The sequence below is a fragment of the Micromonospora sp. NPDC005087 genome (genome assembly GCF_042872965.1).
GTDB lineage: Bacteria > Actinomycetota > Actinomycetes > Mycobacteriales > Micromonosporaceae > Micromonospora.
In genome coordinates, this window is record NZ_JBIALB010000006.1 from 367,541 (window position 1) to 393,373 (window position 25,833).

General features: G+C 70.3%; 21 protein-coding genes and 3 pseudogenes. 6 read left to right on the forward strand and 18 right to left on the reverse strand.

Features of this window, described 5'->3' with window-relative positions; translation table 11 throughout:
• Nucleotides 1-7: 7 nt before the first annotated feature.
• The 5 genes from ACFYPS_RS17615 to ACFYPS_RS17635 all read right to left on the reverse strand — a co-directional run bounded on the left by ACFYPS_RS17615 (nt 8) and on the right by ACFYPS_RS17635 (nt 8,012).
• A complete protein-coding gene (locus ACFYPS_RS17615) occupies nt 8-1,258 on the reverse strand; it encodes a site-2 protease family protein (protein WP_354963273.1) in 1,251 nt (416 codons plus the stop codon).
• On the reverse strand, nt 1,258-2,469 hold the full coding sequence (gene dxr / locus ACFYPS_RS17620; RefSeq protein ID WP_354963274.1) for a 1-deoxy-D-xylulose-5-phosphate reductoisomerase: 1,212 nt from the start codon (nt 2,467-2,469) through the stop codon (nt 1,258-1,260). Before dxr ends, ACFYPS_RS17615 begins: the two co-directional genes overlap by 1 nt.
• Before the next feature lie 81 nt (nt 2,470-2,550).
• A complete protein-coding gene (locus ACFYPS_RS17625) occupies nt 2,551-3,003 on the reverse strand; it encodes a hypothetical protein (RefSeq protein ID WP_387325491.1) in 453 nt (150 codons plus the stop codon).
• 379 nt (nt 3,004-3,382) lie between these two features.
• A complete protein-coding gene (locus ACFYPS_RS17630) occupies nt 3,383-7,072 on the reverse strand; it encodes a CARDB domain-containing protein (RefSeq protein WP_387325494.1) in 3,690 nt (1,229 codons plus the stop codon).
• 388 nt (nt 7,073-7,460) lie between these two features.
• Complete coding sequence (locus ACFYPS_RS17635; RefSeq protein WP_354963277.1) at nt 7,461-8,012, reverse strand: GNAT family N-acetyltransferase; 552 nt, start codon at nt 8,010-8,012, stop codon at nt 7,461-7,463.
• A gap of 51 nt (nt 8,013-8,063) precedes the next feature.
• On the opposite strand from ACFYPS_RS17635, the gene ACFYPS_RS17640 reads away from it, so the two are divergent.
• Together ACFYPS_RS17640 and ACFYPS_RS17645 are read left to right on the forward strand one after the other, a co-directional pair.
• Complete coding sequence (locus tag ACFYPS_RS17640) at nt 8,064-8,915, forward strand: YhjD/YihY/BrkB family envelope integrity protein (protein WP_387325497.1); 852 nt, start codon at nt 8,064-8,066, stop codon at nt 8,913-8,915.
• Nucleotides 8,916-9,019: 104 nt separating this feature from the next.
• On the forward strand, nt 9,020-10,615 hold the full coding sequence (locus tag ACFYPS_RS17645) for an NAD(P)/FAD-dependent oxidoreductase (RefSeq protein ID WP_354963279.1): 1,596 nt from the start codon (nt 9,020-9,022) through the stop codon (nt 10,613-10,615).
• On the opposite strand, the gene ACFYPS_RS17650 is transcribed toward ACFYPS_RS17645, so the two are convergent.
• Complete coding sequence (locus ACFYPS_RS17650) at nt 10,596-11,249, reverse strand: TMEM175 family protein (protein WP_354963322.1); 654 nt, start codon at nt 11,247-11,249, stop codon at nt 10,596-10,598. The two genes, ACFYPS_RS17645 and ACFYPS_RS17650, sit on opposite strands and share 20 nt — an antisense overlap.
• Nucleotides 11,250-11,446: 197 nt before the next feature.
• Nucleotides 11,447-13,027: a Rieske 2Fe-2S domain-containing protein gene (locus ACFYPS_RS17655; RefSeq protein WP_354963280.1), complete on the reverse strand. Its 1,581-nt coding sequence runs from the start codon at nt 13,025-13,027 to the stop codon at nt 11,447-11,449.
• A 200-nt stretch (nt 13,028-13,227) separates the two neighbouring features.
• On the opposite strand from ACFYPS_RS17655, the gene ACFYPS_RS17660 reads away from it, so the two are divergent.
• Nucleotides 13,228-13,449: a DUF2631 domain-containing protein gene (locus ACFYPS_RS17660; protein WP_354963281.1), complete on the forward strand. Its 222-nt coding sequence runs from the start codon at nt 13,228-13,230 to the stop codon at nt 13,447-13,449.
• Between the two features lie 83 nt (nt 13,450-13,532).
• Here the strand turns inward: ACFYPS_RS17660 and ACFYPS_RS17665 are convergent, their stop codons facing one another.
• The 3 genes from ACFYPS_RS17665 to ACFYPS_RS17675 form a co-directional block, all read right to left on the reverse strand.
• Entirely contained in the window at nt 13,533-14,693 is a 1,161-nt protein-coding gene (locus ACFYPS_RS17665; protein WP_354963282.1) for a DivIVA domain-containing protein, read from the reverse strand.
• Nucleotides 14,694-14,724: 31 nt separating this feature from the next.
• Nucleotides 14,725-15,882 (reverse strand): 23S rRNA (adenine(2503)-C(2))-methyltransferase RlmN, encoded by a 1,158-nt coding sequence (rlmN, locus tag ACFYPS_RS17670; RefSeq protein WP_354963283.1) that lies wholly within the window; start codon nt 15,880-15,882, stop codon nt 14,725-14,727.
• A gap of 104 nt (nt 15,883-15,986) precedes the next feature.
• Nucleotides 15,987-17,387, reverse strand: a complete 1,401-nt coding sequence (locus ACFYPS_RS17675; protein ID WP_354963284.1) for a phosphatidate cytidylyltransferase — start codon at nt 17,385-17,387, stop codon at nt 15,987-15,989.
• Nucleotides 17,388-17,498: 111 nt separating this feature from the next.
• On the opposite strand from ACFYPS_RS17675, the gene ACFYPS_RS17680 reads away from it, so the two are divergent.
• A complete protein-coding gene (locus tag ACFYPS_RS17680; RefSeq protein WP_354963285.1) occupies nt 17,499-17,870 on the forward strand; it encodes a hypothetical protein in 372 nt (123 codons plus the stop codon).
• A gap of 73 nt (nt 17,871-17,943) precedes the next feature.
• On the opposite strand, the gene frr is transcribed toward ACFYPS_RS17680, so the two are convergent.
• The 5 genes and pseudogenes from frr to ACFYPS_RS17705 all read right to left on the reverse strand — a co-directional run bounded on the left by frr (nt 17,944) and on the right by ACFYPS_RS17705 (nt 22,632).
• Complete coding sequence (gene frr / locus ACFYPS_RS17685; RefSeq protein ID WP_354963286.1) at nt 17,944-18,501, reverse strand: ribosome recycling factor; 558 nt, start codon at nt 18,499-18,501, stop codon at nt 17,944-17,946.
• A gap of 88 nt (nt 18,502-18,589) precedes the next feature.
• Nucleotides 18,590-19,357, reverse strand: a complete 768-nt coding sequence (pyrH, locus tag ACFYPS_RS17690; RefSeq protein WP_354963287.1) for a UMP kinase — start codon at nt 19,355-19,357, stop codon at nt 18,590-18,592.
• Nucleotides 19,358-19,518: 161 nt separating this feature from the next.
• Nucleotides 19,519-20,346, reverse strand: a complete 828-nt coding sequence (tsf, locus tag ACFYPS_RS17695) for a translation elongation factor Ts (RefSeq protein ID WP_354963288.1) — start codon at nt 20,344-20,346, stop codon at nt 19,519-19,521.
• Between the two features lie 138 nt (nt 20,347-20,484).
• Nucleotides 20,485-21,399 (reverse strand): 30S ribosomal protein S2, encoded by a 915-nt coding sequence (gene rpsB / locus ACFYPS_RS17700; RefSeq protein ID WP_354963289.1) that lies wholly within the window; start codon nt 21,397-21,399, stop codon nt 20,485-20,487.
• Nucleotides 21,400-21,611: 212 nt separating this feature from the next.
• Nucleotides 21,612-22,632 (reverse strand): annotated as a pseudogene (locus tag ACFYPS_RS17705) (hypothetical protein).
• 265 nt (nt 22,633-22,897) lie between these two features.
• Between ACFYPS_RS17705 and ACFYPS_RS17710 the strand changes: the two are divergent.
• Both ACFYPS_RS17710 and ACFYPS_RS17715 read left to right on the forward strand, forming a co-directional pair.
• Nucleotides 22,898-23,290 carry a YraN family protein gene (locus ACFYPS_RS17710; RefSeq protein ID WP_387325506.1) on the forward strand — a complete coding sequence of 131 codons (393 nt, stop codon included), beginning with the start codon at nt 22,898-22,900 and terminating at the stop codon, nt 23,288-23,290.
• Nucleotides 23,287-23,448, forward strand: a pseudogene (locus ACFYPS_RS17715) (magnesium chelatase domain-containing protein); the annotation flags it as partial. The gene ACFYPS_RS17710 and the pseudogene ACFYPS_RS17715, both read left to right, overlap by 4 nt.
• A 241-nt stretch (nt 23,449-23,689) precedes the next feature.
• Here ACFYPS_RS17715 and ACFYPS_RS17720 read toward each other — a convergent pair.
• From ACFYPS_RS17720 to ACFYPS_RS17730, 3 genes and pseudogenes are all read right to left on the reverse strand, one after another.
• Nucleotides 23,690-23,926, reverse strand: a complete 237-nt coding sequence (locus ACFYPS_RS17720) for a hypothetical protein (protein ID WP_387325509.1) — start codon at nt 23,924-23,926, stop codon at nt 23,690-23,692.
• A 664-nt stretch (nt 23,927-24,590) separates the two neighbouring features.
• Nucleotides 24,591-25,256, reverse strand: coding sequence for a helix-turn-helix domain-containing protein (locus tag ACFYPS_RS17725; RefSeq protein WP_354963292.1), 666 nt, complete (start codon nt 25,254-25,256; stop codon nt 24,591-24,593).
• A gap of 257 nt (nt 25,257-25,513) precedes the next feature.
• Nucleotides 25,514-25,636 (reverse strand): annotated as a pseudogene (locus ACFYPS_RS17730) (IS5/IS1182 family transposase); the annotation flags it as partial.
• Nucleotides 25,637-25,833 lie beyond the last annotated feature (197 nt).

Consider the following 25,833-nt stretch of genomic DNA (forward strand, 5'->3'; position numbering starts at 1 on the left):
TCAGCACTCACCTTGGGAAGAGCGTGATCGGGTTGACGACGTCCGCGGTGATGGTCAGCAGCGTGAACACGCCACCGATCAGGATCACCACGTACGTGAAGGGCATCAGCTTGAGGTAGTCGACCCGTCCGGGGTCGGCACGGCCGATCTTCGCGTACAGCCAGGACCTGGCCCGTTCGAACCAGGCGATCGCGATGTGGCCGCCGTCCAGCGGGAGCAGCGGCAGCAGGTTGAACACGCCGATGAAGAAGTTCAACGAGATGAACAGCGTCACGAACAGCAGCCAGGCCTTGTTGGCGAACGCCTCGCCGCCGAGCCGGCTGGCGCCGACCACGCTGATCGGGGTGTCCACGTCACGTTCGCCGCCGGTGATGGCGGTCCACAGGGCGGGGACCTTCTGCGGCAGCCGCTGCAACGCCTGGACGGTGCCGACGGCCAACTCGCGGGTGAAGTCGCCGGTGGCGCCGAACGCCGCGACCGGCCCGTACGTCACCCGGGTCGGCGTGGTGGGTACGAGGCCGACGCCGAGTGCGGCGACCGGGGCGACGGTGCCCTTCGGGTCGTCGAGCGGCGGGCGCTGGGTCTGCGCGAGCACGGTGCTGGTCTTCGCCGGCTGCCCGTCGCGCACGTAGTCGATCTGGGCGGGGTCGCCGGGCTTCAGCCCACGCAGGGCGACCAGCAGTTCGCCGTAGTTGTTGATCGGCGTGCCGTTGATCGAGGTGATCCGGTCGCCGTCGCGCAGTTGGGCCTGGGCGGCGGGGCTGGCGACGTCGCCGGGGGCGCAGGCCCGGGGGGCGTTCTCCGGGACCACGCAGTCGGACAGCGCGATGACCGCCGGTTCCTGGCGGATCTGCGCCTCGGTGGTGGGGAAGTCGCGGTTGGGCAGGCCCAGCGAGACGGCGGCGATCCAGATCGCGATCAGTGCCAGCGCGAAGTGGGTGATCGAGCCCGCGGACATGACGATCGTCCGCTTCCAGACCGGGTAGCGCCACATCGCCCGCGGCTCGTCGGCCGGGTCGACGTCGTCGTCCTGCGCGGTCATCCCGACGATCTTGCAGAAGCCGCCGAGCGGAATGCCCTTGACGCCGTACTCCGTCTCACCCCGCCTGAACGACCAGAGGGTGGGGCCGAAACCGACGAAGTACTTGGTGACCTTCATCCCGAACGCCTTGGCGGTCAGCATGTGACCGGCCTCGTGCAGGCTGACCGAGACGAGGATGGCCAGGGCGAAGAGCGCCACCCCGAGCAGGTTTGCCATCAAGCTCCTTCCACCGAACCCGCGATGATCTCCTGCGCGTGAGCGCGCGCCCACGACTCCGCCGCGAGCACGTCCTCGACGGTACCTGGTTCGGTGAAGTCCGGAGCCTCGTCCAACACCCGTTCGAGCGTGTCGACGATGCCCAGGAACGGCAGCCGACCGGCCACGAACGCCTCCACGCACTCCTCGTTCGCCGCGTTGTAGATCGCCGGGCGGCACCGGCCGGCCTCCCCGGCGGCCTTGGCCAGCGCGACGGCCGGGAACGCGGCGTCGTCCAGCGGCGCGAACTCCCAGGTGTGCGAGGCGGTCCAGTCGACCGCCGTGGCGGCCCCCGGGACCCGGTCCGGCCAGCCGATGCCCAGCGCGATCGGAAGCCGCATGTCCGGTGGGCTGGCCTGCGCGATGGTCGAGCCGTCGGTGAACTCGACCATGGAGTGGATCACCGACTGCGGGTGCACCATCACCGTGATGTCGGCGTAGGGCACGTCGAACAGTTCGTGCGCCTCGATCACCTCGAGTGCCTTGTTGACCATCGTGGCCGAGTTGATCGTGACGACCGGCCCCATGTTCCAGGTCGGGTGGGCGAGCGCCTGATCGGGTGTGACCTCGGTCAACTCGTCGCGCCGCCGACCCCGGAACGGGCCGCCGCTGGCGGTGACGATCAGCCGGCGTACCTCACCGCGCGACCCGGAGCGCAGGCACTGGGCCAACGCCGAGTGCTCCGAGTCGACCGGGACGATCTGCCCCGGCCGCGTCACCGCGGCCTTGACCAGCGGGCCGCCGGCCACGAGCGACTCCTTGTTGGCCAGGGCGAGAGTACGACCACCGCGCAGCGCGGCCAGCGTAGGCGCGAGCCCGAGCGAGCCGACCACCCCGTTGAGCACGATGTCGCACGGCCACTGGGCCAGCTCGGTCATCGCGTCCGGGCCGGCCACGATCTTGGGAAGCCTGAAGTCGCCGGTGGCCCAGCCGCGCCGGCTCGCCTCGGCGTAGAACGCCAGCTGGAGGTCCTGCGCGGCGGAGGCCTTGGCCACCCCGACCGCGTCGACGCCCAGTTCGAGAGCCTGTGCGGCGAGCAACTGGACGTTGCCACCGCCCGCGCCCAGGGCGACCACCCGGAACCGGTCCGGGTTGCGCCGGACGATGTCGATGGCCTGTGTGCCGATCGAGCCGGTGGACCCGAGCAGGACGAGGTCGCGGGGGGAAGTCACGGGGCCATTCTTCCCCACCGCCGCTGTACGCCCGCTGGGAGCCTCAGCCTCGCCGCCCACCTACGGGTGTTCCGGCGGCGATCAGGCAGGGCTGACGCAGAAGACGACGTCGAGGTAGCCGGAGCGCTTCGCCCAGTTCGAGTAGTGGTAGTCGGCGAAGCCGGGTGCCTGGGCCTCGCACAGCGCGTCGGCCTGCGCCTCGTTGGCGACGGCCTGCTCGATGCGGGCCAGGACCCGCCACGTCCCGGAACCGCACGGGGTGATCTCGTACACCACGCTGGCTGCGTCACCGACGTTGTGCACACACTGCCCAACCTGCACGAACTGCTCATCGCCATTGGCCCTGGCGGTGGGCGGAGCCGCCGAGGTCGGGCTGGCCTCGACGCTGGCCTCTGCCGACGGCGTGTCACGGGAACCGACCCACTCGATCACCTGGAACACCACGCCCACGATGCCTGCGAGTGCGGCGGCCGCCCCAAGCCAACGCAGCACGGCACGCAGCCGGCCTGAGGTGGAACCGGTTTCGTCATCCATGCTTACCTCCGACCTGTCGCTGCCCGTTCCAACCCGAGCCGGTCCGGCGCCGATTCGATGTCCACGATGGCACGGGTTCGGTGGCGGTTCTGCACGCCGTTGAGGGGTGGGGCGCACGCACGGACCCCGGCCCCGCCCTGTTGACGCTGGTCAGTAACCACGCGCGGCGGTCGTGACCCGTCTAGCCTCACCGACGCCGACGGGCGGCCGGTGTCTGATGTCCGACCGCTTGCTGCAACACACACGTGAGCGATGATCGACTCTGGATCACGGAAGTCGGGGTATCCCAGACACCCGGACACCCCGACATCGCCGAAACCGTGTTGATCAAGGAGCCGGCGGAACGACCGGGGGCCGCCGGAACGGCCCCCGGTCGGGACTAGCCGCCGTTGATGACGAACTGTGAGCCCGGCTGGATGACGATGTTGCCGTCGGCCGAGTTGGTGATGGTCACGTTGGTCAGGTTGGCGTTGCCGCGGGCACCGCTCATCGCGAGGATGCCGGCGCCGTTGTTGGACTTGTCGATCCGCACGTTGGTGATCGCGACGTTCGGCATGTTGCCGCCGCCGTTCTTGAACTGGATGCCGTCGTACGTGGAGTCGTAGATGTCGGTGTCCCGGATCGTGACCCCCGTGATGTCTCTCGTGGCGGGGAAGAGGGTGATGGCGCCGAACTCCTGGTCCTCGTTCCAGAAGACGCCACCGGCCCGGTAGAGCCCGTTGTTGGCGATCAGCGTCGTCCCGGAGAAGGGCAGCGGGTCGTGGTCGGTCGCCAGCATGATGCCCGGGTAGTTCATGGTGTCGTAGATCAGGTTGTTCTCGATCGAGTTGTCGTAGCCGCCGTAGATGGCGATGCCGTTCGCCCGCCAGGGCAACTGGATGGTGTTGTTGACGAAGTGGTTGTCGTGGGCGATGTCCACGTTCCGGTCCTTGACGTACGGGTTGGCCCAGACCGCCAGTGCGTCGTCGCCGGTGGTGCGGAAGGACGAGTTGAACACCCGCGAGTTTCGGGTGCCGTTGCTGAAGTTGATGCCGTCGGCGTAGGTGTTGCGGATCCGCATGCCGCTGAACTGCAGCCCGTCGGCCGGCCCCCAGAGGTCGGGGATGTTGTCGTAGTCGCGACCCACCCAGACACCCACGTTGGCGTGCTCGATCCAGACGTTGCTGATCCTGGTGCCCGTCCCGAACCGGCCGTTCAGACCCACGCCACCCTCGGCGTTGCCGTCACCACCACGGATCCGGCCGGAGCCGAAGATGGCGATGTCGGAGATCTGGGTGTTCTTGTCGATGTCGAACCCGAAGTTGCCCTCGTGCGGGTGGTTGATGCCGCCCGCGTTCTGCGGCTCGGTCAGCGTGTAGAGCTGCGAGTGCCACATGCCGGCGCCCCGGATCGTGACGTTGCTGATGCCGACCTGGTTGTGCGTACCCCGGTTCAGCGGGTCGTCGGTCAGGATCTTCTGCTCCTGCCGCCACTGCCCGGCCGGGATCCAGACGCAGCCGATGACCCCGTTCTGGTCGTCGGTCACCGCCCGCTGGATGGCGGCGGTGTCGTCGAGCCCGTCGTTCGGGACCGCGCCGTACGACGTGATGGAGGTGCAGCCGGCCGGTTGGTCCGCCGGTGGCGCCACCTGCTCCAGGTCGATCATGTCGATGATGTAGAACGAGGCCGAGTCGCCGGAATCGCGTTGCAACTTGAACCGGGTGCCCGCCGGGTAGGACTGCGACAGCAGGGCGTTCGACTCGTCGAACAGGCGCCGCGCGTCGGCCTGCGGTGTGTTGGTCAGCGCCTCCGGCCCGTCGGTGTTGCCGTAGAGCCAGCTGTGCCGCGACGAGAGCGTCAGCTTCCGGGAGAAGACGTCGTTGATGTAGAGGCTGATCGTCGCCTCGATGCCGCCACCACCGGGCGCGTCCGGGATCGAGTTGCGCACCACGATCGCGTTGGCGGGGTTGGTCGAGGTGAACTGGACGAACTGGCCCGTGCTGTTCAGCCGTACCGACTTGCGGCCGGAGGACTCGGTCGCGAAGTTGGTGTGCCCGAAGGTGCGCAGCGGGTCGGCCTCCAGCAGCGTGCCCTGGTACTGGGCGGACTCGGCCTCGTAGGAGACGTACGGGACCGCCGCCCCGCGCCCGACCACGATCGACTGGGTGAACGCGTTGTTGGTCTCGTTGGTCTCGGCGACCGTGTTGGTCGCGTCGGCGGTGGCGGTGATGGTGGCGCCGCCACTGGTGGCGGTCCAGCTTCCGGCGACAGCCACGTTGACCGTCGCGCCGGCGGCGACCGAGGCGGTGTTGGTGTTGAGCGTGGTGCCGCCCACCGTCAGCCGGGTGACCGTGGTCGCGCCGGTCGCGGTGGTGCCGCGGTTGCGTACCGACACGGTGAACGTGACGGACGCGCCCACGGCCGGGTTCGGTGGGTTGGAGGCGATGCTGAGGACCTGCAGGTCGGGCCCCGGAGCCTGCACGACCACCAGCGGCGAGGGCGCGGTGTAGCTGTTGTTGCCGTTGTTCTGCTCGACGATCGTGTTCGTCGGGTCGACCACCGCCGAGACGCTGTAGCTGCCCATCGGCCGGGTGCCGGCGTTGAACGAGACCGTGGTCGAGCCGCCGGCGCTGAGCGCGCCCACCGCGGCGCTACCGACGACCGCGCCGGCCAGGCTGAAGTTGACCGTGGTGGCTCCGGCCGCCGCCGACCCCACGTTCTGGACCACGGCCGAGAGGGTGACCGCGGTGGCCTCGCTCGGCGACGCCGGCGACCAGGTGGTCGAGCTGATGACCAGGTCGGGGTTGGGTGCCGGCGTACCGCACACCTCAAGCTCGGCCACCTGACCCGAGGGTGCCCTGCTGTTGGCCGTGAACCGCAGCTGCACGTCGGCGGTGGTCGCGGTGACCGGGATGCGCACCACGTTGTTGCCCTGGACGAACTGGTAGCTCGCCGCCGACACCAGGTTGGTGTACGTGGACGAGGCCTGGTCGCGGCCGAGGACCTGGATGGTCTGCGTACGGGTGCCCCAGGCCGGGTCCGGGTTCAGCTTGACGGTGACGGCCGAGATGGAGTGGATGGCGCCCAGCGCCACGGTGAGGTTCTGCGGGTAGCTCGCCGCGCCCTCCCAGTACGTCGCGAGCTGCCCGTCGTTCGCCTTCTCCGGGGTGAAGGTGAAGGTGGAGCCACTCGCGGTCATGGTCTTGCCCTGCGCCACGTTCGTGCAGGCGGGAGGCTGCGTGCCGGTCCGGGTGGTGGTGTTGCTGTTGCCGGACAGGTTGCCCGCGCCGTCGCGGGCACGCACGTAGTAGGACACCGTCGCCGTCGACGGCTGGGTGTCCTGGTACGTGAGGACGGTGCCCAGCGTCGCGATCAGGCTGCCGCCGCGGTAGACGTTGTAGCCGGCCAGACCGCTGCCACCGGAGTCGGTGGAGGCACCCCAGTTGAGGGTGATCGTGCTGCCCGACGTGCTGTGCGACAGCGTCCCGGGGACGCTCGGCGCGGTCGTGTCCGAACCGCCGCCGCCGCTGCCGTACACCTCCAGCTCTGACAGCTGCCCGGCCGGCCAGCCGCTGTTGCCGGTGATGGTGATCCGCACGTAGCGGGTGGCGGTCTGGCTGAAGTTGATCGTGACGGTGCTGCCGCTCGCCGGGTTGAAGGTGTAGGTCTGCGACGCGACCAGGTCGGTGAACGCCGAACCGTTGGCACTGCCCTGCACGCTCAGAGTCTGCGTACGGGTCGCCCACCCGGAGGTCGGCAGCTTCAGCACGACCTGGTTGACGGCCTGCGACGAGCCCAGATCGACCTGCACCCACTCGGGGAACGAGTTGTTGACGCTCTCCCAGTAGCTGCCCGCGTTGCCGTCGACGACCCTGGACGAGTCGTAGACGTCGGCGTGGCCACTCTCCTGGGTCGGTCGCCCCTGGGCGAGGTTGGTGGCCGCCGGGGCGAAGGCGGTGCCCGTCGCGGCTGTCGTGTCGGCTGGGCGGGCGGCGCCAGCCGGGTGCGCGACGGCCGCCGACCCGACGGTGGCGATCACCGTGGCCGCGGCTGTCGCCGCCACCATCCTGAACAGATTCGTTCGTCTCATCACTGTCCTGTCGTTGGGGGACGGCGCCGCGGCGGGCTGACCGCGGCGTGGGGCGTGACTCGGCGCGTCATCGGCCGGGCGCGCGGGGGCGCGTCGGCTGGTGTGGGGAGGTGGCGGCGGGTTCGGGGGAGAAATAGCCGCCTAGACGGCCCGCCAGATTTTTCGACCTCATGCAAAGAATCAGGCACGTCTTTGTCGAGATTTTGCATGACGTTGACCAGATGTTACTGACGTGCTACGAGGGCGTCAACACTTCGACCACGGTGACTATCGACGACCGTCGGTTCCCTCGCTCGGACGAAGCCGCGGCCCCCGAGCGCGTCGCGTCCATGAAAGGAAGGGCCCCTTATTAACGCCAGGCGTTAATAAGGGGCCCTTCCTTTCACCCTCAGCCGGTCGGGGCGGTCAGGACGAACGTCTCCAGCTCCTCACCGCCGTACCAGTCGGTGCTCCGGCCCACGTGGGCCATCCCGAGTCGCCGGCAGACCGCCATCGACGGATCGTTGCCCGGCGAGACCACCGCGTGGATCTTCGGCGTCCCGGCCGCGAACTCCCGCGACATGACCGCACGGGCCGCCTCCGTGGCGTAGCCGTGGCCCACCGAGTCCGGGTGCAGATGCCAGCCCACCTCGATGTCCCCGGTAAGCATTTCCTCGTCCTGTCCTGGCAGGGGCTTTAGCACCACCGTCCCCGCCACCAGCCCGGTGTCCCGCACCTCGATCGCCCAGGTGCCGTACCGGCCGTGGTCGTCCGCGTGCCGATCCCGCCAGATCTGCAGCCGTTCAGCGGCCTGCCCCGGGTCGGTCATCGGCAACCCCGGAGACACCGCCAGCCAACGAGTGATCTCGGAGCGGGAGTAGATGTCGTAGATGCGGGCCAGGTCGGCCGGGTCCGCGGTCCAGTCACGCAGGATCAGGCGTTCGGTGGTGAGAACGGTCATGGCGGGCGATCTTAATGAGTGGCCGGGCCGACGACGGGGAAAGAGATCGCGGTGGGCAGCGGATGGCAGCGGACGAAGCGGATCGTCAACGCCGCGTTCCGCCCTGTGCGCGGACGGGACCTGTCACTGCACGCCGCCGCGATCACGTTCTACGGCGCGATCGCCGTGGTGCCGGTGGCGCTGCTGGCGATCTGGCTCACCACGCTCGTCGCCGGGGCCGACCGTGTACGCCGGCTCACCTCGTACGCCGTGGAGGCGCTTCCCACCGCGATCGGGGCGCCCCGGGCGGTGGCCGCGCTGGTCAACGCCGGGGCGGAGTTGACCCCGGTGCTCGCACTGGCCTCGCTGCTGCCCGCGTCGCTGTACGGCGAGGGCCTGCGCCGGGCGTTCGTGTCGGTGGCCGCGCCCCGCACCGACGAGCACCTGGTCGGCTGGCGCGGCCGGCTGCTGCTGCTGCCACTGCTCGCGCCGGCCCCCGCGCTGCTGCTGTCGATCCTGCTGGCGCTGCCGCTCACCACCGGGCTGGTCCGGCGGGGCGGCTGGATCGGGGCGCTGGGCGTGGTGCTGTCGTTCCTGGCGGTCTGGCTGGTGCTCACCCCGGTGCTGATATGGGTGTTCCGGGTGGTCGGGCCGGCGTCGCCGGACTGGCTCTCCACGCTCGGAATGGGATCGTTCACCGCGGCGAACCTCTCCGGCTTCATGCACGGCTTCGTGCTCTTCGCCTCGCTGCCGCTGGACCTGGGCGTGCCGTTCGGCGGCTTCGACGAGATCGGCGCGGGCGTCGCCGTCCTCCTCTGGCTCTACCTGTTCCACGTGATCGTCCTGGCCGGCTACTCGGCCACGCTGGCCCTCTCCCACCGGCGTGCCCAGCGCGCCCCCACCGACCCGACCACCCCGGGTTGACCAAGAGGTTTGCGTCACCAGACGCCGTCCCGATGACGCAAACCTCTTGATCAACCCTCGGAAGGGGTGGAGGGGGATGGGGGTGAGGGCTAGGCTGCCGCGGCATGAGCAGCGAACTTCCCGGCCGCACCGACGTCGTGATCGTCGGCGCGGGGCACAACGGTCTGGTCTCCGCCATCCTGCTGGCCCGCGCCGGCCTGGACGTCCTGGTGCTGGAGGCCGCCGACGTGATAGGCGGCGCGACCCGCACCGAGAACCCGTTCCCGAAGGTGCCGGGGCTGCGCCACTCCACCGGTTCGTACCTGCTCGGGCTGATGCCGCCGGAGCTGCTCGCCACGCTCGACGTGCGGATCCCGGTGCTGCGCCGTGACCCGCACTACTTCCTGCCCACGCCGGGCGGTCTCGGCTCGCCGTACCTGCTCTTCGGCAGTGACACCGCGGCCACCCGGGCACAGCTCGCCGAGTTCTTCTCCCCCGCCGACGTGGCCGCCGACGACGCCATGCAGGCCGAGCTGGCCGCGCTGCGCGAGGATCTCGCCCCGGCCTGGCTCGCCGAGCCGCTGACCGCCGAGGAGACCGCCGACCGGCACGTCCGCCCGGCGCTGCGACAGACGTTCGTCGACCTGGTCCGGGGCTCGGTCGCGGACTACCTCGCCCGGTTCGAGTTCCGCTCCGAGCTGCTGGTCAGCATGTACGCGGTCACCGACGGGCTCTCCGGGCTCAACGCCGGCCCGGACGACCCGGGGACGGGCCACAACTTCCTCGTTCACAACATGTGCAGACTTCCCGGCTCCGGCGGCACCTGGATGATCGCGGAGGGCGGGATGGGCACCGTGTCGCGCACCTTCGCCGACGCCGCCCGCGCCGCCGGCGCGACCATCCTGGCGGGTACGCCGGTGACCGCGGTGACCCTGGACGGCGGCGCGGCGAGTGGCGTCATGCTCGCCGACGGCCGGCAAGTCGCCGCCCGGGTGGTGCTCGGCGCGTGTGACCCGTACCGGCTGATGGACCTGCTGCCCGACGGCGCGCTGCCGGCGCCGCTCGGCGAGCGGATGGCGGCGGTCCGCCGCCCCGGCACCACCCTCAAGCTCAACCTGGCGCTCACCGGGCTGCCGCACTTCTCCTGCCTGCCGACCGGCACGCCGAGCCCGTTCGGCTCGACCATCCACCTGCTGCCCGGCTCGGCGTCGCTGGTCGGTGGCGACGCCACCTCGCCGATGGCCGCGCTGCGCGCGATGTGGGCGGACGTGCAGGCCGGGCGGCTGCCGACGGAGCCGACCATCGAGTGGTACCTGCACACCACCGTCGACCCGTCGCTCTCCGACGCCGCAGGGCACCACTCCTCGGCGCTCTTCGTCCAGTCGGTCCCCTACGAGCTGAGCGGCACCACCTGGGACGCGGAGCTGCCCGGCTACGTCGACCGGCTGATCGGGATCGTCGAGCGGTACGCCCCCGGCACCGCCGACCTGATCGCCGACGCGGTGCCGCTACCCCCGCCGGGCATCGAGGCCCACTTCGGCATCACCGGCGGGCACATCCACCATGTCGACAACACCGTCTCGTTCGCCGACCGGATGCCCTACGCCACCGGTGTCGACGGCGTGTACGCCGGCAGCGCCGGCTGCCACCCGGCCGGCAGCGTGATCGGCGCCGCCGGTCACAACGCCGCCCAGCGGATCCTCAGCGACCTCGGCCGCTGACCCCGTCGCCGACCTCGGCGGCGAAGCGGGGCAGGTCGCCGGGGCGGCGAATGAGGGAGAGGCCGACGAGCAGCAGGTAGAGGACCAGGCTGAGGATCGGGTCGACGAAGACGAAGGCGAAGGCGGTCAGGTAGAGCAGCGGACGCACCAGCAGTCGCCGGGAAACCGCCCGGGCCAGCTCGGGGTCCAGGTCGGGGTGCAGCAGTTCGCGCCGGCGGGCCCACCACCAGCTCAGGTTGAAGAAGAGCGACTCGCCGAGCACGGTGCCGAGGTAGAGAGCGCCGGTCAGTCGCTGCTCGGTCGCGCTCCCGCGCAGGTTGTCCGACAGCAGGTCGGCGGTGAACGGGATCGCGGCCACGAAGAGCAGCACGAGCAGGTTGAACACCACCAGCGGCTGGTCGACCCGGACCACGTACCGCCACATGTTGTGATGGCCGAGCCAGATCTGGCCGGCGATCCCGAAGGTGATCACGTAGGCCAGGTAGGACGGCCAGGCGTGGGCGAGCGCGTCCGGAAGCTCCCGCCCGCTCTCCCGGGCGGGGCCGTTCTGGAGCAGCTCGACGGCCATCACCGTCAGCACGACCCCGAAGACCCCGTCGCTGAACGTCTCCACCCGCGCCGCGTCCCGGGCCATCTCCCGGCCGCGCCCGTACCGGTACGCACCCTTCTGCGCGTCCGCCCCCGCCACGCCCCGCCCCGCTCTCGATGGGTCCGGTTGGTTCCGGACCGCGGCTTTCGCCGCTCTCCACTGCATCGTGGCGCATCGAGGGGCCGCGCGGACGCGGATCGGGCGTGCGGCCGGGCACCCACCTCGGGTGCCCGGCCGGCTCGTCAGCTCAGCGCCTCGCCCGCCGGGGCCGGGGTCTCCGCGTCGACGCGGTGGGCGCGGACCTTGTGGCCGACGCTCGTCAGGCAACGGCCGCTGGGCAGGTCGAACCGCCAGCCGTGCAGCTGGCAGGTGAGCTGGTCGCCCTCGACGATGCCGAACCGGGTCAGGTCGGCCTTCAGGTGCGGGCAGCGCCGCTGCACCACCCAGTCGCCCAGGGTGATGTCCTCCGCGTCGGTGGTCCGCTCGTGCTCGTCGTACCAGCCCTCGGCGTACTGGAGCCGCTCCTCGGAGAGGCACTTGAAGAACGCGTATACGAACTCGTTGTACTGGCCGATCCGGGCCGCCGAGAACCGGCAGGAGAGGAAGAGCGAGTTGACCCAGTCCACCTCGTCGATGAAGAGCAGGTGCTCGATCAGCGCCCGCTCGGTACGGAACCGGTAGCGGACCTTCTCGTCGGCGTACGGCCGGACCTCCTTGCCCGGGAAGTCCACGACGATCGACTCGACGCTCTCACCGTCGTAGCCCACCAGGTCGAAGCGGACCGGCCCGCCGACGCCCTTGGCCAGGTAGATCGACTCGTCGAGCAGCGGCTCGATGCGGCTCTTCATCCCCGCCAGCACGTCCACCTCGGGGTGCCGCCAGGACGCCTTCTCCGCCTCGATGACGGGCCGCTTGCGCTCCCGCATCTCCTCCAGGTGGGCGACCTTGTTCGCGAAGAACTCGTCGACCGGCACCGGGTGGGTGGTCGTGGCGCCCTCGGTGGTGACCTCGGCGACGCTGCCCGGCAGCAGCACGATCCCGTTGGTGCCGCCGACCTTGGCGTACTCCGCCATGAAGACGGACTGGTCGGGGAAGATGTTGCCCTCGTCGCCGTGGATGTCGTTGAACTGCCACAGCGCGTCGTCGAGGAAGCACGGCGGGCCGGCGATCGGGAAGACGTGCGACGCCTTCAGATCATCGATGTAGCGCCACGTACGGTCGAACTGCCGGTCGCGCTTCTGCTTGCCGAACGCGGTCTTCGCCGCCTGCGGCAACTCGTAGACCATCGGGTACCAGATCGCGCCGGAGAACTGGAGCAGGTGCGCGTGCACGTGCCCCAGCTCGGCGAAAATGCTCAGGTCGGTGGGGCGGGCGTCGTTCTGGTTGAGCAACCGCACCCCGTCGTACTCCACCCAGAGCGAGGAGTCGCCAATCGGGCCGTCGGTGGGGCTGGTCAACGCCTGAATCATGATCTTCAGCCCGCCGTCCAGCTCGACGACCTGCTCGTTCGGCGCCTTGAGGAACTTCGTGAAGCCCAGCGCCCGCAGCTCGTCCTCCATCTCGGAGGTGGGGAACTCGGGCAGCAGCACGGTCGCCTGCTTCGACACGTACCGCTTCAGGTGCGCCGCGTCGAAGTGGTCCCGGTGCAGGTGGGAGACGTACAGGTAGTCGACCTGGCCCAGGGTCTCCCAGTCGAGCAGGGAATTGTCCGGAAATGGAAACCAGGACGCGAAGTAGGCCGGGTTGACCCACGGGTCGCACAGGATGCTGCCCGCGGCCGTGTCGATCCGCATGCTGGCGTGCCCGGTTCCGGTCACTCGCACCGCACAGTCCCCCTCAAACAGACAATCAGGTGTACGCCAAACGCTACCGGAGGGAGTCTGACCGCCGCCTCGCGACGCCGGTAGTGCCGTCCGGCCCGGACGGGGAGGGGGCCCGATGACCGGGAAACCCCCACCGCGCCGCCCCGGGCAGGAGGCGTGCCAGACTAACCGGAGATCCGATCGCGAGGGAAGGACCGACAGTGGCAGGAAGCGAGCCGGTAACGTCGCCAGACCAGCACAAGCCCGGGCACCGGAAGGCCGGGCGGATCGGCGCGGTCCTCACCGCGCTGGCGCTGCTGGCGATGATCTGCGGCAACCACGAAGGCAAGGTCGAGGACATCTGGCTGGTCGGCCTGGCCGTGCTGCTGCTGGTCATCGTGATCGGCGACGCCGTGCTGCGGCGCAACGGTCTGCGCTCCTGACCGACCGCCTGCCGGACGACCGGCCGACGTACGTCGAGGGCCCGCCCCCACCCGGGGACGGGCCCTCGTCCGTACGCGTCGGGTCAGCGCCCGAAGAGGATGTCCTGCACGTCCTTGAGCGCGGCGTCGACCTCGGCCTCGAAGTAGCCGCCGGGCACCAGACCGAACCGGAGCGTGTCCAGGTCCTTCGGGTTGACCGGCATCGGGTTGCGGCCCTGCATGCCGCCGAGCAGGGTGTCGAAGAACCGGTCGACCTGGTCCGGGTCGTATCCGCTGCCGAACCGGCGCACCTGGAAGCGACGCCGGATCTGGTCGACGCGGTACAGGTCGCTGCCGGGCGGGCCGGCCATCGGCGGACCGCCCATCGGCGGGCCGGGCACGGCGGGCGGACCGGCCATCGGCGGGCCACCGATGCCCTGCTGCGGCATCGGGGGCGGGCCGGCCGGGCCACGGCGCATGTCGCGCAGGTCCCGCTCGGGCATCCGGATCTCGGCGGTCATGTCCGCACGGCCGTGCCGACCGGCCTCGAAGCCGTCGAAGCGCGGCTCCTCGGGCGGGTAGCCACCGGGCGCACGTTGGTCGTCGTACCCGCCGGGCGAACGCTGGTCGTCGGGGCCGTACCCGCCGGGCATCCGCTGGTCGTCGGGGCCGTAGCCACCGGGCATCCGCTGATCGTCCTGGCCGTAGCCACCCGGACCGGCGGGTAGGCCGCGCGGCGGGAGACCGTGCCCGCCCATCGGGCCACCCGGACCCATCGGGCCGGGACCGGCCGGGCCGCCCGGGCCACGCGGCGCGTCGTAACCGCCGCGGGGGGCGTCGTACCCACCAGCGAAGGCGCCGGTCGGCTCGTCGTACCGGCCGTAGCGGTCGGGCGGGCCGGCCTGCGCCGGCATCGGCCGAGGCGGCATCGGCTGCGGGACCATGCCCCGGTCGTCGCGCATCGGCGGGCCCAGCCGGTCCGGTGGACCCATCCGGGGGTCGCCGCCACGCCCGGCGGCACCGCGCTCCTCAAGCTCGGCCAGCTGCCGCTCGACCCGGTCCAGGTGCAGGTCGACCTGCCACTCGTCGTAGCCGTTGAACCGGACCCGGAAGACGACGTCGTGGACCTCCTGGGAGGCCACCGGCGCACCGACCTGCCGGCCGTCGAGCGTCGCCTCGACCCGGTCGAGGAAGGCATCCACCTCGTCGACCTTGTATCCCCGGCGGAGCGCCTTGCGCCGGAAACGCTGACCCTGACTCGCCACTATGTCTCCTGGTCTCGTTCGCCACGCCCGGTCACGCCGGTGCCTCTCCGGCGCGGTCGGTGTTGGTGTCGTTGTCCTCGGCGGCGGCGAGCTGGCCACACGCGCCGTCGATTTCGCGACCTCGGGTGTCCCGAACGGTGGTGGACACCCCGGCGTCGCGCAACCGCCGGACGAACTCCCGCTCAACCGGCTTCGGGCTCGCGTCCCAGCGGCTGCCCGGCGTCGGATTGAGCGGGATGAGGTTCACGTGGGCCAACTTGCCGGCCAGCAGCCGCCCGAGCAGGTCAGCTCGCCACGGCTGGTCGTTCACGTCCTTGATCATCGCGTACTCGATCGACACACGACGGCCCGTCCGGGCGGCGTAGTCCCACGCTGCGTCCAGCACCTCGGCTACCTTCCAGCGCTGGTTTACCGGCACGAGTTCGTCGCGCAGATCATCATCGGGGGCGTGCAACGACAACGCAAGGGTCACTGAGAGGTCTTCGCTGGCCAGTCGGCGGATGGCCGGAACCAGCCCGACCGTGGAAACGGTGATGTGCCGCTGCGACAGGCCGAGCCCCTCGGGAGCCGGGCTGACCAGGCGGCGGATCGCCGCGATCACCCGAGAGTAGTTGGCCAGTGGCTCGCCCATGCCCATGAAGACGACGTGCGACAGCCGCGGTGGAGACCCGGCGACCGCACCGGAGGCAGCCACCCCGGCCAGGTACACCGCCTGGTCGACGATCTCGGCGGTGGACAGGTTGCGGGTCAGCCCGGCCTGGCCGGTCGCGCAGAACGGGCAGGCCATGCCGCAGCCCGCCTGGCTGGAGATGCAGACGGTCACCCGGTCCGGGTAACCCATCAGCACGCTTTCCACCAGCGCGCCGTCGTGCAGCTTCCACAGCGCCTTGCGGGTCGCGCCGTCGTCGCAGGCCAACTCGCGGACCGGGGTGAGCAGCCGGGGCAGCAGTTGGTCGGCCAGCCGCTCCCGGGTCGCCGCGGGCAGGTCGGTCATCTCCTGCGGGTCGCGGACCAGCCGCCCGAAGTAGTGGTTGGAGACCTGCTTGGCGCGAAAGGCCGGCTCGCCCAACCCGGTGACCAGCGCCTGGCGGCCGGCCAGGTCGAGGTCAGCGAGGTGCTGCGGTGGCATGGAGGCCCGGCGTGCGGCGGGGGCGTCCGAGATGGCGGGGATCAGCGGCAGGCTCGTCATGGCTGGTCCAGTGTGTCACGCCGTCGGCGGCACGTACCTGTCCGGAGGTGTCGAACCGGCCCCGACCGCCGGGTCGGGATGACCGGGGCGCCGTGATCCATGCCTCAGCTCACCACCGGCACGAAGATCGCCAACAGTAGGTACGCCGTCGGCACCGCGAACAGGATCGAGTCCAGCCGGTCCATCAGGCCGCCGTGGCCCGGCAGCAGGTTGCTCATGTCCTTGACCCCGAGATCCCGCTTGATCATCGACTCGGCCAGGTCACCGAGGACCGCCGCGCACGAGATCGCCAGCCCGAACACCGCACCCCACCAGGGGGCAAGGTCGAACATCAGCCAGAGCAGCAGGGCGCTGCCCAGCGCCGCCGCGGTGACCGAGCCGGCGAAGCCCTCCCAGGACTTCTTCGGGCTCACCGACGGCGCCATCGGGTGGCGACCGAAGGAGACGCCGGCCGCGTACCCGCCGGTGTCGGAGAGGACCACCGCGACCAACGTCGCCAGAATGCGCAGCGGACCGTCGTCCGGGGCCGCCGCCAGCAGCGCCGCGAACCCGCCGAGGAACGGCACGTACACGGCGATCAGGGTGGCCGCGGTCAGGTCCCGCTGGAAACCGCCCGGGCCGTCGCCCAACCGCCAGATCATGGTGCCCAGGACGGTGACCAGCAGACCCAGGCTCAGCGCGTCCGGGCCGGCGAACCAGGCCAGGCCCACGGTCAGCACGCCACCGGCGATCAGCGGCACCAGCGGCGGATGAGCCCCGCTGCGCCGGACCGCCCGGGCCATCTCCCAGATGCCGACGGCGATGGCGGCGGCGATCACCGGCAGGAACGCCAACGGGTAGAAGACCAGCGGCACCACGATCAGCGCGCCGAGGCCGAGCCCGACCCCGATCGCCGCCGGCAGGTTCCGGCCGGCCCGCCCGTTGCCCACCTGCTGGGTGGCCGGTCGGTCGGCACTGGCCCGGCGTCGGCCCTTCGACCGCCGGCCGGACGGAGGCTCCGACCCGCTCACCGCGTCCTGGTCCGGAGCGAGGTCGGCCCGGATGGGCGCGAGCTGCGCGGTCGGATACCCGGAATCGTCGTCGTAGTTGACCGGACCACCGGCGTCGCCGAAGCGCTCCGGACCGTCGTGCCGGGTCGGGGCGTCGCCGCCGACGGGCGGACGGTCGGCGTACCGGCCGGCACGGCCCCGGTCGTCGTACCGGTGGGGCTGGTTCCGGTCGTCCTCGTACCGGTCCCGCTCGTCGAAGCGGTCGCGCCGGTCCCGGTCGTCGAAACGGTCCTGACCATCCGGGCGGACCGTCCGGCCATGCTCGTCGTACGCGTCCGGGGGGTACGGGTCGGCGAACGGGCGGGTGCGGGGCTCGGCGTACAGGTCAGGGCCGCCGGCCGGACGACCGCTCCACTGGCCCGGTTCGAGCTCCTGCTCGGGCCAGGGCAGGGCCACCGGCCGCTCCGGCCGGTCCCAGCCGCGGGGCTCGCCACTGTAGGGGTCGGGGTGGGTCATCACGCACCGCGACGCGGCACGAGAACCACCACATGACGCAAGACCACAAGCATCCCCTACCGGCGCGACTTTTTCCTCTGGTCGACCGCCCCGACGGTCGGTCGATTCCCGGTGTTCACCGCCCGGTGGCCGGGAATCCTGCCGAGCCTACTGCACCCGCCGGACCGGCACGGCGGACGAGGCACGGCGACGGGCATCGCCCTGGTCGCCGGAGTAGAGGCCATCGCCCGCAACTGCCCGGCCGGCCCTCACCTCATGTCGGCCTCGCTGGTGCAGGACGGCCTGCCGACCCTCTGGGCCACCTCGGGACGGGGTGCCGGCGAGATCCAGTGCGACGACGGCACAGTCGAGCTCGGGATGGCCTTCGCCCGGAGAGATCCGGTACTGCACCCGGGCAGGGCCACTGTTCGCTTCACGCTGCGCGACTGGTACACCGGGGAGCAGCTGGCCGAGAGCACCAGGACCATCTGGATCCCCTGCTGACGTACGACGCGAGGCCCGTCCCCGGCGTCGGGGGCGGGCCTCGCGGCAGCTCAGCCGTCGAGCGGCCAGAGGATCACACCTCCAGCAGCTCGGTCTCCTTGTGCTTGACCAGGTCGTCGATGTTGGCCGCGTAGCGCTGGGTCAGGTCGTCCAGCTCCTTCTCGGCGCGGCGACCGTCGTCCTCGCCGGCCTCGCCGTCCTTGACGATCCGGTCCAGCTCCTCCTTGCCACGGCGGCGGACGTTCCGGATCGCCACCTTGGCCTCCTCGCCCTTGTGCCGGGCCACCTTGATCATGTCGCGGCGGCGCTCCTCGGTCATCTGCGGGAGCAGGATGCGCAGCTGGTTGCCCTCGTTGTTCGGGTTCACCCCGAGGTCCGAGTCGCGGATCGCCTTCTCCATCGCATTGATCTGCGAGTTGTCGTACGGCTTGATGATCGCCATCCGCGGCTCGGGGATCGCGACGGACGCCATCTGGGTCAGCGGCGTGGGGGTACCGTAGTAGTCGATAATGATCTTGGAAAACATGGCGGGGTTCGCGCGACCGGTGCGGATGGCGCCGAACTCCTCCTTGGCGTGCTCGACCGCACGCTCCATCTTTTCCTCGGCCTCGAGGAGGGTGTCGTCGATCACCGGTCTCCTCGCCTCCTTCTGTGCTCGTCGTGGGCTCTGCTGAAAGTAGCCGGGACCGCTGCTGCCGTCGCCGCGGGCGGGGCGGGGCTCAGGCGGTGATCAGGGTGCCGATCTTGTCGCCACCCACCGCGCGGATGATGGTGTCGTCACCCTGCGCGCCGAAGACCAGCATCGGCAGGCCGTTCTCCATGCAGAGGCTGAACGCCGCCGCGTCGGCCACCCGCAGGTTGCGGCGCAGCGCCTCGGAGAAGGTGATCGAGTCGAGCTTGCTCGCGGTGGGGTCGACCCGGGGGTCGGCGGTGTAGACCCCGTCCACGCCGTTCTTGCTCATCAGCACCACGTCGGCCCGGATCTCCAGCGCCCGCTGGGCGGCCACCGTGTCGGTGGAGAAGTACGGCATCCCCGCGCCAGCGCCGAAGATGACCACGCGGCCCTTCTCCAGGTGCCGGATCGCCCGCAACGGGATGTACGGCTCGGCGACCTGCGCCATGGTGATGGCGCTCTGCACCCGGGTCTCGATGCCTTCCTTCTCCAGGAAGTCCTGCAGGGCGAGGCAGTTCATCACGGTGCCCAGCATGCCCATGTAGTCGGCGCGGGCCCGGTCCATCCCACGCTTCTGCAGCTCCGCGCCGCGGAAGAAGTTGCCGCCACCGACCACCACGGAGACCTGCACGCCGCGGCGGACCACGGTGGCGATCTGCCGGGCGATGGCCTGGACGACGTCCGGGTCGACGCCGATCGCGCCGCCACCGAACACCTCACCGGAGAGCTTCAGCACCACCCGACGGGCGCGTCCGGGCGGCGGCGCCGTCGGATCCTCCACCGCCAGCGTCCGGTCACTCACAACCTGCGTCATCCGCCCCGCCCTTCCCCACGCGCACGCCCCGTGCGGCGCGTACCGCGAACCTGCCGCTGCCGACCCTATGTGACGAGGAGGCCGCGGTGCCTGTCACGTACACCGGCGGCCTCCTCCTCGACGTCTCCTGCCCACGGGCGCCCACGGCGCCCGGCGGCGGCTCAGGCCTGGCCGACCTCGAACCGCACGAAGCTGGTGACCTCGATGCCGGCCTCGGCCAGCATCTGCTTCACCGACTTCTTGTTGTCGGCCACGGACGCCTGCTCGACCAGGACGTAGTCCTTGAAGAAGGCGTTCACGCGACCCTCGACGATCTTCGGCAGGGCCGCCGCGGGCTTGTTCTCCTCGCGGGCGGTCTGCTCGGCGATGCGCCGCTCGGACTCGACGACCTCGGCCGGAACCTCGTCCCGGGTGAGGTACTTCGGCCGCATCGCGGCGATCTGCATGGCGACACCACGGGCGTCAGCGTCGCCCGCTTCGTCGCTCTTGCCGCTGTACGACACCAGCACACCGACGGCCGGCGGCAGGTCCTGGGCCTTGCGGTGCAGGTAGACCGCGGTGGTGCCCTCGACCTTGGCGAACCGGTTGAGCACCAGCTTCTCGCCGATCTTGACGGACTGCTCCTGGATCAGGTCGGCAACGACCTTGCCGTTCAGCTCGCTGGCGAGCAGCTCCTCGGCGTTGTTCACGCCGGAGCGCTCGCCGTGCTCGACCAGCTGCTGGGCCAGGGCGATGAACGACTCGGTCTTGGCCACGAAGTCGGTCTCGCAGTTGAGCTCGAGCAGCGCCTTGCCGGAGTGGGCGACCAGGCCGTTGGCGGCCGTACGGCCGGCCCGCTTGCCGACGTCCTTGGCGCCCTTGACGCGCAGGATCTCAATGGCCTTGTCGAAGTCGCCCTCGGCCTCGGTCAGCGCCTTCTTGCTGTCCATCATGCCGGCGCCGGTGAGGTCGCGGAGCTTCTTGACGTCCGCGGCGGTGAATTGGGACATGGCTCTCTCTTCGGTGTTGAGACGGCGTGTGGATGGTCAGAGGTGCCGGTTACCCGGAACCGGGCCGATCGTGCCCGGCGTACCGTCGCCGCCCGCCGCCCGTCCGGAAAAACGGACGACGGGGCAGCGACGGTGCGGTCACTCCGCGGCGGCGGTCGCCGGCTGCTCGGTGGCGGCCGGTGCCGGCTGCTCGGTGGCGGCCTGCGCCGGCTGCTCAGCGGCGGCCTGCGCCGGCTGCTCGGCCGGGGCGGCCGACTCGTCGGCCTTCTTCGGCTGCTCAAGCAGCTCGCGCTCCCACTCGGCCAGCGGCTCGTCGGTGGCGACACCCGGCTCGGGCTTCTCGTCGGTGCCCCGGCGGCGGCCGGAACGCGCGATGAGACCGTCCGCGACGGCGGCGGCGACGACCCTGGTCAGCAGCTCGGCCGAGCGGATCGCGTCGTCGTTGCCCGGGATCGGAAAGTCGACCTCGTCCGGGTCGCAGTTGGTGTCCAGCACAGCGATCACCGGGATGCCCAGCTTGCGGGCCTCGTCGACGGCGATGTGCTCCTTCTTGGTGTCGACGATCCAGACCGCAGCCGGCAGCTTCTGCATGTCCCGCAGACCACCCAGCGTGCGGGTCAGCTTGATCTTCTCGCGGGAGAGCTGCAGGGTCTCCTTCTTGGTGTACCCGGCGGCGGTGCCGCTCAGGTCACCCAGGGCCTCCAGCTCCTTCATCCGCTGAAGGCGCTTGTACACCGTCTGGAAGTTGGTCAGCATGCCACCGAGCCAGCGGTGGTTGACGTACGGCTGGCCGACGCGGGTCGCCTGCTCGGAGATCGCCTCCTGAGCCTGCTTCTTGGTGCCGACGAAGAGGATGCTGCCACCCTCGGCGACGGTCCCACGCACGAACTCGTACGCCTTCTCGATGTACTCGAGGGTCTGGCGCAGGTCGATGATGTAGATGCCGTTGCGCTCGGTCATGATGAAGCGCTTCATCTTCGGGTTCCAGCGCCGGGTCTGGTGCCCGAAGTGGACACCGCTCTCCAGCAGCTGGCGCATGGTCACGACGGCCATGGTGGGTACTCCTCAAGATCCCTGGTTGTCACGCCCGGCCGGTGGCCGGGCGTCCTGGCGCCTGGTCGCCGGCCATGGTGTTCCCGACCAAGATCGGGACCAGGGAGGCCGTCGCCCCACGACGATTCGTGGAGAGGGCGCGCGAGGTCGACCGCACGAGGCGGTCGCCAGTTGGCCAGTGTACGCCCCTGCCCGCCCGCCGGGCTGCCGGGTCAGCCGGCGGCGAGCGCGGCGGCGACGAAGAGCACCAGGCCGACGGTCAGGTACGCCGTCGGTGGGCGCAGCCAGCCCCGACCGTTGTCGGAGAGCGCCAGACCGCCGGTTCGTAGCCCGTACAGCCCGGTTGCGAAGATCGGCAGCCCGGCGACCAGGAACATGCCCACCACCACGTTCCCGGCGGACAGCGGGTCGCTGGTCACCCCGTCGAGCAGCACCCGCAGCGCCGGGATCTCGAAGATCAGCACCAGCAGGGCGAAGAGCACCGCCAGCGCCGGGCGGCGGGTGCGGTAGACGCCGTCGGCGGCTGGCGGGTACACCGGCGGCTCCGCCGCGGGCAGTTCACCGCCCCGGGGACCGACCGGCGGCATCGGGCCGGTCGGCATCTCCAGCGGGTGCGGCTGGTCGCCACCGCGGGCCGGGTCGACGATCGGGTACCCGCTGAGCGGGGCGGGACGAGTCTGGTCAGCGAGCGCACCGGCAGTCGGATCGCCGGCGGACGTCGCCTCGCGGGCGCCGGTCAACGACATCGGCTCCCGCGCGGCCGTCGGCGGCGAGCCCGTCGAAGCCGCATCCCGGGCCCGGCGACCGGGCAGCTCACCGGAGACCTCCGAGGGGTCGCGGTCCGCCCGCCACGAGCGGGCAGCACGGTAACCGTCGGCCTCCGGCCGGGCGTCACCCAGCGGGTCGACCGTCCCGAACCGCCCGGAGTCCGGTTCGGGCGCACCGGAGCGGCCCGGCTGGGCGCTGACAGCACCGAAACGCCCGGAGTCCGGTTCCGGAGCACCGAAGCGACCGGCGCCGGTGTCGTCGCCGTAGCGGCCCTCGTCGGCGCCGCGCTGATCGGGAACCCGGACCTCGTCGTCCCGGTACCGCGGTTCGCCCGCGCCACGCCACTCCGACTCGCCGTAGCCGCGACCCCGCTCGTCGGGATACCAGCGCGACTCCTGATCTTCCGGAAAGCTCCGTCGTTCGTCCACGTCCGGCACCGTATGCGACGGACTGCCGCCGCGCCATTTCAGCCCGGCGCCCGCCTCATCAGGACGCACGGTGCAGGATCGACGGCATCCACCACTGTGAGCGGTATACCTCAGAGTCATAACTATGCCTCTGCGGTATATCGGGTTCACGGCACATACCCTCCGCGAGGGCCTGCCAGGGCGGTGTTCCCCCATAGGACAGGGCAGGGTTGATCGGTTGGTCGTCCACAGGACGGCCGTTGTCCACAGGTGGCCGGCGTCGGGGTCGCGGCGTTCGGGCCTCGGCGGGCACGGTGCCGTCCATGACGAAGCGGAACCAGGCGGTCGGCGCGTACGGCGAGCGCTGTGCGACCCGGCACCTGATCGGGGCGGGGCTGCGCCCGGTCGCCCGAAACTGGCGCTGCCCGGCCGGAGAGATCGACATCATCGCCTGGGACGGGCCCGTGCTCGCCTTCTGCGAGGTGAAGACCCGCCGGGGCGACAGCTTCGGCACCCCGGCCGAGGCGGTGGTTCCCGCCAAGGCACGGCGGCTGCGCGGGCTCGCCGCGCGCTGGCTGGCCGAGACCGGGACGACCGCCGAGGAGGTGCGGTTCGACGTGCTCTCGGTGCGGTTGCCCGATGCCGGTCCGGCCCGGGTCGACCACCTCAGGGCGCGTTCTGAGATGCGCGCTCCGGGAGGTCGGGGGGCGACATGAGTTACGCGAAGGTGCTCTCGGTGGGGCTGGTCGGCGTCACCGGTCACCTGGTCGAGGTGGAGGCCGACCTCGCCGCCGGCCTGCCGGCGGTGGTGATCTCCGGGCTACCGGACACCGCCCTGCACGAGGCCCGCGACCGGGTCCGGGCCGCCGTGGTCTTCCCTGTCAAGTTCTTCTGTTCAGATTCTGCCTGTGCGACGCTCGCTTGGTCGGCGACGATCCTGACCTGCCCAGCCCGGCCGACCCCAGGCAGCCCACTGTGATGATCGCTTTCGTTTCCTGCATAACCAGCAACATGTGGACGATCACGCAGTGGCCTCACCATCCCTGCCGGCCCGCCCAACCAGCAGTGGCAGAACGAGGCGTGGCGGGCACTGCGCCCTCGGACGGCTGCAGCTGTCAGTCCGTCGCCTCCGAAGCGGGCTGCCGGTACTGGTAGACCTCGACGTCATCGAACCTGTCGGCGAGGACGTAGACTTGCTCAACCGTGGGCGTCGGAAAATCACTCGGCCCGACGTAGATGCCTGTCTGGGGCAGCTTGACCACCGCCGGCGGGCTCCCATCGGCCGTGACCTCCACTGGCATCAGTCGCCCGTCGACCGGACCACCCAGGAACCACGCCTCCACTGCCGCCATCCGATCATCATGCGCTCCCGGGTTGTTGGCATCGTCAGCGGCATCAACCACCATGATTCGAGGCGGAGGTTCGGCCATGGCGCAGCGCCGTGGTTCGTAACTCGCCGACACGAATCCGCTACGGACTTAGATCCACCTTGCCGTTGCTTCCAAGTCGGAGTTCTCGTCGGTCAAGGCAGGTGCAGGACCTCCGCAGGAACAAATTCCGGCTCACCAAAGTCGAAGCCCTTCAAAGCTTGACCGCGTTCCAATAGGCGCTCCACGTGCTCCTCATGGGCCTCTCTATCAAACAGAGTAACGGACTCACGAAACTTCTCACCAAAGGTGGGTGTCACTGCATCTAGCCGCACCGCAACCTCGTGAGCTAAAAGGTAGGCAGCAGAGTCTAGAGCGTTACCTCGGGCCGTGTTCTCAGGCCACCTCTCATTCGGATCCTGGATTGCGTTTAGGGCACCTCGCGCGCCAGTCCATCTCGATCGAACGTTGATGTGTGCAAACTCGCCTAGAGCGCGGGAAAGGACACCGAGCCTTTTCCAGCCGGCCGCTTCGACCCACCTGGCAGGTGAAGCTACGCCACCGCCGGCTTCAACGCGCGTAGCCCGTGCCGGCTTGATACGCCAAGCTCTCGCACGGCAGGTCTGCTCCAGCACGACCCGCACGCAGGTCATAGCCACGTCGGTGTCCTCAAGCCATAGCCAGAGAGCGGTATTCGAATCACGTCGATGCCCGCCGCGGTGAAGACCGTGTCGAAGGCGGCGGTGAACTTCGTGTCGCGATCGCGGAGCAGGAACCGGAGCCCGTCGGCGCGCTGGTCGAGGCTCACGAGCAGGTTCCGTGCTTGCTGAGTGACCCAGGTGCCGGTCGGGTGTGCGGTGACACCGACGACGTGGACGTGGCGCGTGGCGAGCTCGATGAAGAACAGTACGTAGATCCGTTTCAGGAACACGGTGTCGACGGTGAAGAAGTCGCAGGCCAAGATGGTGCGCGCCTGAGCGGTCAGGAACTGCGTCCAGGTCGGTCCCGTCCGGCGGGGCGCCGGGTCGACGCCGGCCTGGTGCAGGATCTTCCATACCGTGCTGGCCGCGAGCCGGTGGCCCAGACGAGCGAGCTCACCCTGCACCCGGCGATGCCCCCAAGTCGGGTTCTCCACGGCCAGACGCAGGACCAGTTCCCGGATCTCGCGGTCTACGGGTGGCCGGCCGGGTCGCGCGTGTGGGTAGGTCCAATGTCGTGCGATCAGCTGTCGATGCCAGCGCAGCAGGGTCGCCGGGGTGACGAAGAACGCCGCCCAGTGTTGCCGAGGCAGCAGCCGCGACAACGCCGCCAGCACCACCCGGTCCGCGGGCTGGAGATCGGGTCGGTGCACCTACCGGCGCAGCACCGCCACCTAATGCCGTAAGACCAGAAGTTCGACGACGTCCTTCGCGCCGCCGTCCCGGGCGAGCTGGGTCAGCATCTGCAGGATCTGACGCAGGAGCAGGTACACCAGCGAGGCGGCCATACCTTGGATCGTCGCCGCCCTGATTAGGCCGACCTCGCACAAAGCCACACGTCACAGCCACCGAACCGAATTTACGAACCCAACAGGTCATCGACCCGCCTACGGTGACAGCCCAACGGATGCGCCGGCTGGTACATGGGCCGCTCGGGTAGCAGCGCGGCGAACTGGACCCACAACGGCTCGATCAGCCACGCTGGGGTGGCAGGCACAGAACCTCCCGTGAACACGAAGCGTCAGCAACTTCATGATCGCCAGTTCTGTGCCTGCACTCGTTCAGACACGCCAGCCAGCCCCACCATTCCGCGCGACCTCTAAGAGGGCATCTTGATCAGGTCGGCGTCGGTGTGTCCGCTTCGGGTTGATCGTCACGCCAGGATGGCGTCGCTTCGTGGGTGAGGCGCCGGCT